The 11,343-nt window shown below is 61.0% G+C and carries 12 protein-coding genes; all 12 read left to right on the top strand.

Going from position 1 to position 11,343, the window contains the following annotated elements; all coding sequences use genetic code 11:
- Nucleotides 1–96 precede the first annotated feature (96 nt).
- Nucleotides 97–1,137 (top strand): zinc-dependent alcohol dehydrogenase, encoded by a 1,041-nt coding sequence (locus ACYQ3S_RS10635; RefSeq protein ID WP_459689026.1) that lies wholly within the window; start codon nt 97–99, stop codon nt 1,135–1,137.
- On the top strand, nt 1,134–2,180 hold the full coding sequence (locus ACYQ3S_RS10630; RefSeq protein ID WP_459689024.1) for a zinc-dependent alcohol dehydrogenase: 1,047 nt from the start codon (nt 1,134–1,136) through the stop codon (nt 2,178–2,180). The genes ACYQ3S_RS10635 and ACYQ3S_RS10630 overlap by 4 nt, the downstream gene beginning before the upstream one ends.
- Before the next feature lie 71 nt (nt 2,181–2,251).
- Nucleotides 2,252–3,562 carry an ABC transporter substrate-binding protein gene (locus ACYQ3S_RS10625; protein ID WP_459689023.1) on the top strand — a complete coding sequence of 437 codons (1,311 nt, stop codon included), beginning with the start codon at nt 2,252–2,254 and terminating at the stop codon, nt 3,560–3,562.
- A gap of 183 nt (nt 3,563–3,745) precedes the next feature.
- A complete protein-coding gene (locus ACYQ3S_RS10620) occupies nt 3,746–4,633 on the top strand; it encodes a branched-chain amino acid ABC transporter permease (protein ID WP_054328353.1) in 888 nt (295 codons plus the stop codon).
- Between the two features lie 12 nt (nt 4,634–4,645).
- Nucleotides 4,646–5,683 carry a branched-chain amino acid ABC transporter permease gene (locus ACYQ3S_RS10615; protein ID WP_459689022.1) on the top strand — a complete coding sequence of 346 codons (1,038 nt, stop codon included), beginning with the start codon at nt 4,646–4,648 and terminating at the stop codon, nt 5,681–5,683.
- 51 nt (nt 5,684–5,734) lie between these two features.
- Nucleotides 5,735–6,469: an ABC transporter ATP-binding protein gene (locus ACYQ3S_RS10610; RefSeq protein WP_459689020.1), complete on the top strand. Its 735-nt coding sequence runs from the start codon at nt 5,735–5,737 to the stop codon at nt 6,467–6,469.
- Nucleotides 6,456–7,160, top strand: a complete 705-nt coding sequence (locus ACYQ3S_RS10605; RefSeq protein WP_459689019.1) for an ABC transporter ATP-binding protein — start codon at nt 6,456–6,458, stop codon at nt 7,158–7,160. The genes ACYQ3S_RS10610 and ACYQ3S_RS10605 overlap by 14 nt, the downstream gene beginning before the upstream one ends.
- A gap of 25 nt (nt 7,161–7,185) precedes the next feature.
- The gene (locus ACYQ3S_RS10600; RefSeq protein ID WP_459689017.1) at nt 7,186–7,560 is read left to right on the top strand and encodes a cupin domain-containing protein; all 375 of its coding nucleotides are present in this window, start codon (nt 7,186–7,188) and stop codon (nt 7,558–7,560) included.
- A 34-nt stretch (nt 7,561–7,594) separates the two neighbouring features.
- The gene (locus tag ACYQ3S_RS10595) at nt 7,595–8,434 is read left to right on the top strand and encodes a transketolase (protein WP_459689016.1); all 840 of its coding nucleotides are present in this window, start codon (nt 7,595–7,597) and stop codon (nt 8,432–8,434) included.
- Between the two features lie 20 nt (nt 8,435–8,454).
- Nucleotides 8,455–9,426, top strand: a complete 972-nt coding sequence (locus ACYQ3S_RS10590; RefSeq protein WP_459689014.1) for a transketolase family protein — start codon at nt 8,455–8,457, stop codon at nt 9,424–9,426.
- Nucleotides 9,427–9,438: 12 nt separating this feature from the next.
- On the top strand, nt 9,439–10,467 hold the full coding sequence (locus ACYQ3S_RS10585) for a zinc-dependent alcohol dehydrogenase (RefSeq protein ID WP_459689012.1): 1,029 nt from the start codon (nt 9,439–9,441) through the stop codon (nt 10,465–10,467).
- Nucleotides 10,468–10,523: 56 nt separating this feature from the next.
- On the top strand, nt 10,524–11,343 hold an 820-nt coding region (locus tag ACYQ3S_RS10580), incomplete at its 3' end, for a 4-hydroxyphenylacetate 3-hydroxylase N-terminal domain-containing protein (protein ID WP_459689010.1).

The raw sequence follows: 11,343 nt of genomic DNA, 5'->3' as shown, positions 1-11,343 counted from the left end.
CGGGGCGGCGGCACAGTTGGCACAGGAGTTGCTTCTCTATCTTTTATAAAAGATCCCTGCAAAAAACGGCTGGACAGCAAAAGGGTGAACAGAAATATGAAAGCATTGATGAAATGGGAGTCCGGCGCGGGCCATGTCGCGCTGCGCGAAACCGAGCGCCCCGTACCGGGACCGGACGAGGTCCTCATCCGCGTGGCCGCGGCGGGTATCTGCGGCACGGATATCAAGATATGGCACGGCACCACCTGGAGCAACCCGCCTGTCATCCTGGGACACGAGTATTCCGGCGTGGTCGTCGAGCTTGGCCGCAACGTCACCGGCCTGCAGCCGGGCGACCGCGTGGTCAGCGAAACCGCGCAGGTGGTCTGCGGGAAGTGCGCTTATTGCCGCAGCGGTCGGGAGCTGATGTGCGACAGGCGGCTTTCCATCGGCTACGGCGTCAACGGCGCCATGGCGGAATACATCGCCGTGCGGCAGGCCATTGTCCACAAGATACCGGACAGCCTGGACTTTGACAAGGCCGCCCTGTGCGAGCCGTTCGCCGTTGCGCTGCACGGCCTGCTCGACCATACGGCGCTTACCGCCGCCGACCGCGTGCTGGTCATGGGGCCGGGCGCGATCGGGCAGCTTGTGGCGCAGGCCGCCCGCTCGTGCGGCGCGAAAACCGTGCTTGTCGGTCTGCCGCAGGATCAGGAACGGCTGGATGCCGCCCGACGCGCCGGTATCGACGTGACACTGACCCGACTGACCGACGAAGCGGTGCAGGAGCTGACCGGCGGCAGGGGCTTTGACGTCGCTGTGGACTGCACCGGCGCGGAGCCTGCGATACGGCAGGCCATGAAAGCGGTCAAAAAGACCGGTACGTTCATCCAGATTGGCCTGACTAAGCCCGAGCTGACCATCGATTACTCCCTGCTGACCGCAAAGGAGCTACAAATTGTCGGCACGTTCGGCCACCAGTACCACAACTGGGAAATGGCGATCGAGCTGATGGCCAGCGGCAAGGTGCAGGTCGACCATCTGATCACCAGCCGCTACGACCTGGAAGACTGGCAGCGCGGCTTTGAGGAAATGCAGGACAGCAAGGGCATCAAAATTCTGCTGTACCCGAACGGAAAGCAAGGAGTGGAGCCATGAAAGCAGTCGTCAATTACGAAAACGGGGCGAAAAAGGTCCGGCTGATGGAGGTCGAGCCGCCGCTCCCCCAGGCCGGCCAGGTCCGCATCCGCGTCTCCTACTGCGGCATCTGCGGCACGGATATCCATATTTTCAGCGGCGACGGGGGCTACCCCACCAACCCGCCCGTAACGATGGGGCATGAGTTGTCCGGCGTGGTGGAATCCGTCGGCGCGGGCGTCGATCCCGCCTGGATCGGGCAGCGGGTCGTGAGCGAAACCTATTACCATACCTGCGGCGTCTGCCCCTATTGCCAGACCGGCCACAAAAACCTGTGTCCGGAAAAGCAGTCCATCGGCAGCGCGGTCAACGGCGCGATGGCGGAGCTTGTGGTGGTGCCGGCAAAGAACCTGCACCGCATCCCGCAGGGCGTCAGCATGGAGGAGGCCGCCATGACCGAGCCGCTCGCCTGCTGCGCGCAGGGCGTGCTGGAGTTCGGCGGCCTGCGGCCGGGCGACAAGGTGCTGATCACCGGCCCGGGCGCGATCGGCCTGATGTGCCTGCAGCTCGCAATCAGCGCGGGCGCGCGGGTCGTGATGGCCGGCACCCAGGTGGACGCCGAACGGCTGGAGCTGGCCAAAGAGCTTGGCGCCTGCGCCGCGGTCTTTTCCGACCAGCCGGACGCGGAAGAGCAGCTCGCCGCGCTCTGCCCGCCCTACGGGCCGGATGTCGTGTTCGACTGCTCCGGCGCCGGCCCTGCGATCCAGATGGGTCTGCGCGCCGTGCGCAAGGGCGGCCGCTATGTGCAGGTCGGCCTGACCGGCAGGCCCACCACGCTGGATATGAACCTGATTACGCTCAAGGAGCTGACCGTCCACGGTACCTATGCCCAAAAGACCGAATGGTGGATCCGCTCGCTCGAGCTGCTGGAGCAGAAAAAGATCAGCCTCAAGCCGCTGATCAGCAACATATACCGTCTGGAGGACTGGGAACAGGCCTTTGACGGGTACATCCGGAAAATCGGTTTGAAATATTTGTTGGCGGCTACGGAAGAGAGGCGGTGAGAAGAGAGAGTGAGCTGTTTTGTGTAGCTGCTGCAAATAGAAAAATCCCAACACACTAAGGAGGAAGAAAAATGAAAAGAGTTAAGCGACTGATCAGTTTGGGCCTGTCCCTCACCTTTGCCCTCAGCCTGGTGGGCTGCGGGAACGGCGCGGACACCCCTGACGCCAACGCGCAGGACACGCCATCCACGGACGGCAACGTTGTCAAGATCGGCAGCCTGTGGCCGCTGACCGGCGGTTCCGCAACCATCGGCCAGCAGCATGCGGACGGCGCTGAGGCCGCGATCAAGGAGATCAATGCCAACGGCGGCATCAAGTCGATGGACGGCGCGCAGATCGAGCTGGTCGTTGCGGATACGCAGACTGCGGCCGACCAGGCTTCGGTTGCCTGCGAACGCCTGATTACCGACTCCGAGGTGCCGCTGATTATCGGCGCATACAACAGCACCTGCTGCATCGCCGCGACCGAGGTCGCGCAGAAGTACTCCATCCCGTTCATCTCCCAGGGCGGCGTCGCCACCGATGTGACCGAGCGCGGCTATGATTACGTCTTCCGCATCAACAACACCGCGACGTTCGACGTGCTCGAAATGATCACCGCGCTGGATACTATCTGCGAGGAGCAGAACCTGGATACCCTGACCTACGCGCTGATCTATGAAAACACGGACTGGGGCTCCGACAATGCCCGCATCTGGAAAGAAGCGGCGGACGAGCGCGGCTGGACCTGCGTGCTTGACGAGCCTGTAACCAACGGCCAGGCGGACATGACCTCCCAGGTGCTCAAGATCAAGGAATCCGGCGCGGACGTGTGCAACGTTTCGTTCTATACGGATGACGGCATCGTATTCGCCAACGCCATGTACGCCAACCAGGTCGACCTGCCCTACGGCATCTGGTCGGTCGGCGGCGGCTGGCAGGACTCCGCGTTCTATGAATCCGTCAGCCCCGAGGTCTATGAATACACGTTCGTCCAGGAGGACTGGGACATGTCCGGCGTCCAGAACAAGGAATGGATCAAGGAAGTCGCCCAGCAGTGCAAGGACACCTACGGCTATGAAATGAGCTCGTTCTTCGCCCAGGGCTGGACTGCGGCCTATGTCGCCTACTATGCGCTCGAAGCCGCGGGTACCACGGACGCGGAGACCCTGCGCGACGCGATCGCCAACCTGAACATCCAGAACAGCGACGAGGAGCGCGCGCTGCTCTCCGGCTACAGCGCCATCGTCTTTGACGAAAAGGGCCAGAACACCTTTGGCGGCGGCCCGACCGGCGGCACGATCGTCCAGTACCAGAACAGCGAGCCTGTCGCCCTTTATCCGGCTGAGCACAGCTCCGGCGGCAAGGCGGTCCTCCCCATCCCCGCGTTCAGCGAGCGCTGACTTTCCCTGTACGGAAACAGCTCCATGCCAATACGGCGGCGGCCTGGGGCGGGAAGCCTTCCCGCCCTGCCGCTGCGCCGTTTTCGGCGTTATCCTTTCGGCATACCCGTTCCAGCCATACGCCCTTTACAACGCTCTGCAAACTGTATCGAGGCGGTAATTACAGAGGAAAGGAAATAGGTTATGAACAATTTGTTTTTGTCCATTCTGCACGGGCTGATCCTGGGAGGGGCGTACGGCCTGATCGCGGTCGGCCTGAGCGTCATCTTCGGCGTGGTGCGCATCATCAACTTCGCGCACGGCGCCATGCTGATGGCCTCGGCCTATGCGTATTACGAGCTGTTCACGCGGTATGATGTCGATCCGTTTTTAGCCATGATCGTCATCGCGCCCCTGTTCTTTGTGATCGGTTTTTTGCTGCAGAAGGTTGTCATCCGTCCGCTGCTCATCCGCGAGCGCGCCAGCGTGCTCGAACCGACCAGCGTTATGCTGTTTACGATCGGCCTGGACTACGCGATCGCAAACCTTTACCTGATGATCTATACCTCGCGCTATAAAACGCTCAACACCTGGGCTTATTCGAATTACGCGCGCCTGTTCGACGGAAAATTCGTCACGCAGTATTCGCGCATCATCTCTTTCGTGCTGGCCTTTGTCGTCGCGGGCATCCTGTGGTTCATCATCAACCGCACCGAGCTGGGCAAGCGCATCCGCGCGGTATCCCAGAACCGTGACGCGGCGGCGCTGTGCGGCGTCAATGTACATACGACCTACGGCATCGCGTTCGGTCTGGGTACCGCGGCGCTTGCCATTGCGGGCGCCTGCATGGCCTCGTTTTACCTGGTTTCCCCCTCCGTCGGCAATGTGTTCGGCACAAAGTCGTTCATGATCGTTGTGCTGGGCGGCCTGGGCAGCATCCCCGGCGCGATCATCGGCGGCCTGATATTCGGCCTGATCGAGCAGGTCGGCGCGCAGTTTATCACCTCTACCATGGCGTCCATGCTGTCGTTTATCCTTTTCCTGATCGTTCTGGTCATCAAGCCGGACGGTTTGCTGGGCAAGAAAAAGTGAGGGATGCGAGATATGAGCTATAAAGGAAATTCTATTTTTAAGGGCAAATTTTTCGTTTGGCTGGCAGCGCTGTGCTTTCTTGTCGCGCCGCTGCTGGCAAACACCTATATGCAGAGCATCCTGATCCTGGTTTGCTTCTATGCATTTGCAGCGGTCGCCTGGAACCTGATCTGCGGCTACGCCGGCACGATGTCGCTCGGCCATTCGGTTTACATGGGCATCGGCGGCTATATCTCCACGATCCTCCTGGAAACCAAGGGCGTTTCCCCCTGGATCGGCATGCTGATCGGCGCGGCGGTCGCCATGCTGATCGGCGTTGTCATCAGCTATCCGACCTTCCGCCTCAAGGGTCCGTATTTCACGCTCGCCTCTATCGCGATCTGCGAAATATTCGGCACCTTTGTCCTGAACACGGAAAACCTCGGCCCGATCCCGCTCAAGGGCGGCTCCGGCTGGTCGCTGACCCAGACGGGCTATCAGGCCGTTATGTATGAGTTCCGCAGCAAGCTGGGCTACTACTATGTTGCGTTTATCCTGCTGGCCATCGGCGTTTTTGTCACCTGGAAAATGTCCAGAAGCAAGCTCGGATATTATCTGGTCGCGATCCGCAGCGACGACGACGCCGCGCGGAGCCTGGGCATCAACGTGACCAAGTACAAGCTGATCGCCATGGGCATCAGCTGCTTTATGATCTCCCTGGCCGGTACCTTCTACGCCCAGTACTTCCGCTACATCGGTCCGGACCGCATTTTCGGCTACGACCTGGCGGTACAGATCGCCCTGATCGCCCTGATCGGCGGGCAGGGAACCGTTATGGGTCCCGTGATCGGCGCGGTTGTGCTGGTCCCCCTGTCGGAATACCTGTCCGCCACTTTCGCGGGTACAATGTCCGGCCTGAACCTGTTCCTGTACGGCGTTATCATGATGCTGGTCGTTTACTTTATGCCTCACGGTTTGTGCGAATATATCGTAAAGGCGGCGCAGTGGATCGAGGAGAAGCTGTTCGGCGCGAATGGAAAGAAGAAACAGTCCAAGGCGGCGTCCAAATAACCGCCGCCGGCAAGGCACCGCGCAAATATGTACGAAGCGAGGGATAAGAAAATGTCAGTAATCGTTAAAATGGAACATGTGACCAAGCAGTTCGGCGGCCTGACAGCGGTAAACGATTTTTCCGGCGAGATTGAGAAAAACGCGATCGTCGGGCTGATCGGCCCCAACGGCGCCGGCAAGACCACCCTGTTCAATATGATCGCCAACTACTACCACCCGACCAGCGGCAAGATCTATTTCAAGGACCAGGATATCACCGAGGCCAGAACCGAGGACATGGCCAGGATGGGGCTTGCGCGCACCTTCCAGGTCACAAAGCCGTTCGGCGACATGACCGTGCTGCAGAACATCATGGTCGGCGCGTTCCTGCATACCACCAACGCCAAACAGGTGGAGCAGAAGGCGCGCGAGGTCGCCGGCCTGGTCGGCATGACCTGCGATCTGGATATGATCGCCAACAACACGACCACTGTGGACAAGAAAAAGCTGGAGATCGCCCGCGCGCTGGCGGTCGATCCGGAGCTTATCCTGCTCGACGAGGTCATGGCCGGCTGCAACCCGCAGGAAAAGCTCGAGCTGGTCGACACCTGCCGCAAGGTGCGCGACGCGGGCGTTACCATCCTGATCATCGAGCACGATATCAAGACGATCATGTCCCTGTGCGACAAGATCTATATCCTGCATCGGGGCGAAAAGCTGGTGGAAGGCACGCCCGAGCAGGTCGCCAACGACAAGCGTGCGATCAGCGCCTATTTGGGGGAGGATTTTGACAATGCTGAAAATTAGCGATTTACGCACCGGCTACAACGGCGGTGAAATTGTCCACGGCATTTCGCTGGAGGTGCCGGACAATCAGATCGTCGCGATCGTGGGCGGCAACGGCGCCGGCAAAAGCACGCTCATCAAGGCGATCACCGGCCTGATCCCGCTCACCAGCGGCACGGTGGAATACAACGGCGAAAAGCTGAACGGTCTCTCCCCCGACAAGATCATGCAAAAGGGTGTCTGCCTGGTGCCGGAGGGCCGCCAGCTCTTCCCCAACATGACGGTGGAGGACAACCTCGACATCGGCTCCTGCACCAGGGAGTCCCGCAAGCGCCGCAAGGAAAACAAGGAGGAGATGTTCCAGATCTTCCCGCGCCTGCTCGAACGGCGCCGGCAGCTCACCGGCACGCTCTCGGGCGGCGAGCAGCAGATGGTCGCCATGGCCCGCGCGCTGATGAGCAACCCCAAGCTGCTGATTATGGACGAACCCTCCTGGGGCCTCGCGCCAATCCTGGTGACCGAAATGTTCCAGACCATCGAGATGATCCGCGACCGCGGCACCGCAATCCTGATTGTGGAGCAGAACGTCGGCAAGACACTGTCCATCTCGGACTGGGGCTATGTCATTGAGAACGGCACAGTCGTCATGCAGGACGTGGGCAAAAAGCTGCTGCAGGATGAAAGCCTGAAGAAAGCATACCTGGGCATTTGACCGGACGGAAAGGAGCCGATAGCCTATGCTCAAATTCACTGTTGACAGCGTAAAAGGAAAGGTCATCAACCCCGGCACCATCAACGAGCGGCGGATCAAGCTGTTCGCCTCGCCCTATTCGCCCGCCAAGCGGGACGCCTACGGCTGCGGCATGGCCCTGATCGACCCGGGGCAGGTGCATGAGGAGCACGCGCATCCGGACAGCGAGGAGCTGATCTTCGTCGTCCAGGGGACCGGCACGGGCCGGATCGCCGGACAGGAGGTGCAGGTGCAGCCGGGCGACCTGATCGCGATCGAAAAGGGAGAGCCGCACCAGTTCCGCAACACCGGCGCGGAGCAGCTACGGCTGCTCTGGATCTACTCGCCGCCCGGGCCGGAAAAGAAGTTCTTAGACGATTGACCAAAACCATCCCTGAAAACCGAAGGAGATCATTATGTTAAGTGCCGAAAAAATTCGGGAAATGAAGGTATTTTCCAAGCAGGTGCAGATGGAGGTCGTAAAAATGATCGCCGGCCTGGGCGTCGGGCATCTGGGCGGCTCGCTGTCCATCACCGACCTGCTCTCCGTCCTGTACTGCAATCAGATGCGCTACGAGCCTAAAAACCCCCGCTGGGAGGGGCGGGACTGGCTGGTGCTGTCCAAGGGTCACGCCGGTCCGGCGCTGTACGCCACGCTCGCGCTCAAGGGCTTTTTCCCCGTGTCCGAGCTGGCAACGCTCAACCGCCCGCACACCAACCTGCCCAGCCATGTCGACCGGACAAAAACCCCCGGCGTCGATATGACCTGCGGCTCGCTCGGCCAGGGCGCCTCGGCTGCCGCGGGCATTGCGCTCGCGCTGCGGCTCGACCACAAGGATAACCGCGTGTTCGCCGTGTTCGGCGACGGAGAGATCGACGAAGGGCAGGTTTGGGAAATGGCGCTGTTCGCTGCCCAGCGCAAGCTCTCCAACCTGATCGCCTTTGTCGATTACAACAAGCTGCAGCTCGACGGTACGACCGACGAGGTCTGCGCCCTGGGCGATATCGCCGCCAAATTCCGCGAATTCGGCTGGTATGCGCAGGAGGCGGACGGCCACGACGTTGCGGCGATTGACGCGGCCATCGAAAACGCCAGGGCGCAGTCGGATAAGCCCTCTATGATCGTGCTGCATACGGTCAAGGGCAACGGCTGGAGCAAGTCCGCCGGCCAGGTGGGCAGCCACAGCCGCGGCCTGACAGCGGAGGAGCTGGAAGAAGCGCTGGCGGAAATGCAGTCCGCGATCGACTCGTATTAAGCCCGCAGGAGGATAGACTTATGCAATTTCAGTTAGAAGAAAAGCTCAGCAACGACCCCGTGGAAATGCGTTCGGTCTTCTGTGACACACTGATGGAGCTGGCCGGGCAGAATCGGGACATCATGGTGCTCGACGCGGACCTGATGGGCGCGATGGGTACAAAGCCCTTCGCCAAGGCATTCCCCGAGCAGACCGTGGACTGCGGCATCCAGGAGGCGAATATGATGGGCGTGGCCGCGGGCCTGTCCGCGGCCGGCAAAATCCCCTTCGCGCATACGTTCGCGCCATTCGCAACGCGCCGCGCGTGCGACCAGATCTTTGTATCCGGCGCTTACGCAAAGCTCAATGTCAAGATCGTCGGCTCGGACCCCGGCATCACGGCGGCGCTCAACGGCGGCACGCATATGCCGTTTGAGGATATGGGCATCATGCGCGGCATTCCGACCATGACCGTGCTGGAGCCGGTGGACACCGTTATGCTGCGGGATCTGATGCGGCAGATTGCCGGCGTCTACGGCATGCATTACATGCGCCTCGTCCGAAAAACGACGGTCCGTGTCTTCCGTGACGGCGCGACCTTCGATATTGGGAAAGCCGTGCCGCTGCGCGAGGGAACGGACGTCACAATCATCGCCTCCGGCTTCTGCGTCGCGGAAGCGCTCAAGGCGGCGGCCGCGCTGCAGGAGCAGGGCGTCAGCGCCTGCGTGCTCAACATCTTCACCTGGAAGCCGATCGACGCACAGGCAGTCATCGCGGCGGCCGCGCAGACCGGCGCGGTTGTGACTGCGGAAAACCACAATATCATCAACGGTCTGGGCAGCGCGGTGTGCGAGGTCCTGTGCCAAAACCAGCCCGCGCCGCTCGAGATGGTCGGCGTACACGACGAATTCGGCGAGGTTGGGCCGGTGGATTACCTGGCCGACCGCTTCGGCCTGACCGCGCCCTATATTGTGGAAGCGGCGAAAAAAGCAATCGCCCGAAAAGCACGGTAAGGAGGCTGCTATATGAAAGCGTTGGTTATTGAAGATCCTCTCAAAATGCACCTGACCGAGATCCCCCGTCCGGAGCTGGAAAGCGGCGAGGCGCTGATACGGGTGCAGTACATCGGTATCTGCGGCACGGATATCCATGTGTTTAACGGCCACCATCCCACGGCGGTGTTCCCGCTGGTACCCGGCCACGAGTTCGTCGGAGAGTTGGTGCAGATCAGAGGGGAGGGCGCCGAGGGTTTTGAGCTGGGCGACACGGTCGTCGCGCAGGAGCTGCTGACCTGCGGGCGCTGCGACGCCTGCGCCAAGGGCGAGGACAACGTCTGCGAGCATCTGAAGATCATCGGCGTACATGCGGACGGCGGCTTTGCCGAATATGTGCGCGTAAAAACCAAAAAGATGTACCGCGTCCCCAAAAGCGTGGACCTGCGGCGGGCGGCCCTGATCGAGCCGCTCGCGGTGGCGGTCCATGACGTGCGCATGAGCGGCCTGAAGATTGGGGAAAGCGCGCTCATCATAGGCGGCGGCCCGATCGGCCAGCTCATTGCCTGCGTTGCCAAAGCCGCGGGCGCGCGCAGGGTGGTCGTTTCCGAGGTCGTGGAAAGCCGGCGCGTGCTGGCGGAAAAACTCGGCTGCATCGCCCTCAACCCGCTCGACCACGATTTCGCGGCCAAGCTGCTCGCCGCGAACGGCGGCAAGCCCTACGACGTCAGCTTCGAGGCCGCCGGCGTCCCCTCCGCTATCACCACCTGCGTCGACTACACCAAGAATACCGGCACCATCGTCCAGATCGCCATGACGCGCGAGCCTTATCCGGTGGATACCGGCAAGCTGTTCGCCAAGGAGCTGCGCGTACAGGGGGTGCGCATCCACAGCCAATATGCCTTCTCCTGCGCGGTCAATCTGGTTTCCTCGGGCATGCTGGACGAGGCGCTCGACCTGCTGATCAGCAAGGTATTCCCCTTTGACGCGGTCGCGGACGCGTTCGACTATGCAGAGACGCACAAGGATGCATTCAAGGTGCTTGTCCAGATCGGATCATAACATCTTCCATACACCTTTTGTACCGATATTTATCAAACAAGAAAGGATAAGCCGTTATGATGACAAAAGAAGAATACATAGAATCGCTGCGGAAGCTGCATCTGAACCTGTACAGCTTCGGGGAAAAGGTGGAGAATCCGGTGGATAACGCGATCATCCGCCCGTCGCTGAACTCGTTCGCGGCGACCTATGAGCTGGCGGAGGACCCGCAGTACGAGGACCTGATGACCGCGACCTCCAACCTCACGGGCAAGAAGATCAACCGCTTCACCCACCTGCACCAGTCCACGGACGACCTGATTAAGAAGGTCAAGATGCAGCGTCTGCTGGGTCAGAAGACCGCCGCCTGCTTCCAGCGCTGCGTGGGTCTGGACGCGTCCAACGCGGTCTACTCCACCACCTATGAAACCGACGAGGCGTGCGGCACGCATTACTTTGATAACTTCGTAAAGTTCTGGACCGACGTGCAGGAGAACGACTGGGCGGTAGACGGCGCGATGACCGACGTCAAGGGCGACCGCAGCCTGTCCCCCTCCAAGCAGGCGGATCCGGACCTGTTCCTGCATGTGGTGGAGCGCACCGCGGACGGCGTTTACGTCACGGGCGCGAAGGCGCACCAGACCGGCTATATCAACAGCCATTATGTGCTGGTGATGCCGACGATCTCGATGCGCGAGGGGGACGAGGACTATGCGATCTCGTTCGCCTGCCCGACGGATGCGGAGGGCATTACGCTCATCCTGGGCCGCCAGTCCTGCGACACGCGCAAGACCGAGGAGTACAACGACATCGACGTGGGCAACAAGGTCTACGGCGGGCATGAGGTGCTGGTGATCTTCGACCATGTGTTCATCCCGAACGAAATGATCTTCCTGA

It is taken from the genome of Agathobaculum sp. TL06, assembly GCF_054658635.1.
The sequence above is the reverse complement of the archived record's forward strand: the minus strand, read 5'-3'. Positions and strand labels throughout refer to the sequence as shown.

Excerpts from the sequence above, each read along its gene's own strand:
- ACYQ3S_RS10635 (WP_459689026.1), top strand. The coding sequence starts at position 97 with ATGAAAGCATTGATGAAATGGGAGTCCGGCGCGGGCCATGTCGCGCTG.
- ACYQ3S_RS10630 (WP_459689024.1), top strand. The coding sequence starts at position 1,134 with ATGAAAGCAGTCGTCAATTACGAAAACGGGGCGAAAAAGGTCCGGCTG.
- ACYQ3S_RS10625 (WP_459689023.1), top strand. The coding sequence starts at position 2,252 with ATGAAAAGAGTTAAGCGACTGATCAGTTTGGGCCTGTCCCTCACCTTT.
- ACYQ3S_RS10620 (WP_054328353.1), top strand. The coding sequence starts at position 3,746 with ATGAACAATTTGTTTTTGTCCATTCTGCACGGGCTGATCCTGGGAGGG.
- ACYQ3S_RS10615 (WP_459689022.1), top strand. The coding sequence starts at position 4,646 with ATGAGCTATAAAGGAAATTCTATTTTTAAGGGCAAATTTTTCGTTTGG.
- ACYQ3S_RS10610 (WP_459689020.1), top strand. The coding sequence starts at position 5,735 with ATGTCAGTAATCGTTAAAATGGAACATGTGACCAAGCAGTTCGGCGGC.
- ACYQ3S_RS10605 (WP_459689019.1), top strand. The coding sequence starts at position 6,456 with ATGCTGAAAATTAGCGATTTACGCACCGGCTACAACGGCGGTGAAATT.
- ACYQ3S_RS10600 (WP_459689017.1), top strand. The coding sequence starts at position 7,186 with ATGCTCAAATTCACTGTTGACAGCGTAAAAGGAAAGGTCATCAACCCC.
- ACYQ3S_RS10595 (WP_459689016.1), top strand. The coding sequence starts at position 7,595 with ATGTTAAGTGCCGAAAAAATTCGGGAAATGAAGGTATTTTCCAAGCAG.
- ACYQ3S_RS10590 (WP_459689014.1), top strand. The coding sequence starts at position 8,455 with ATGCAATTTCAGTTAGAAGAAAAGCTCAGCAACGACCCCGTGGAAATG.
- ACYQ3S_RS10585 (WP_459689012.1), top strand. The coding sequence starts at position 9,439 with ATGAAAGCGTTGGTTATTGAAGATCCTCTCAAAATGCACCTGACCGAG.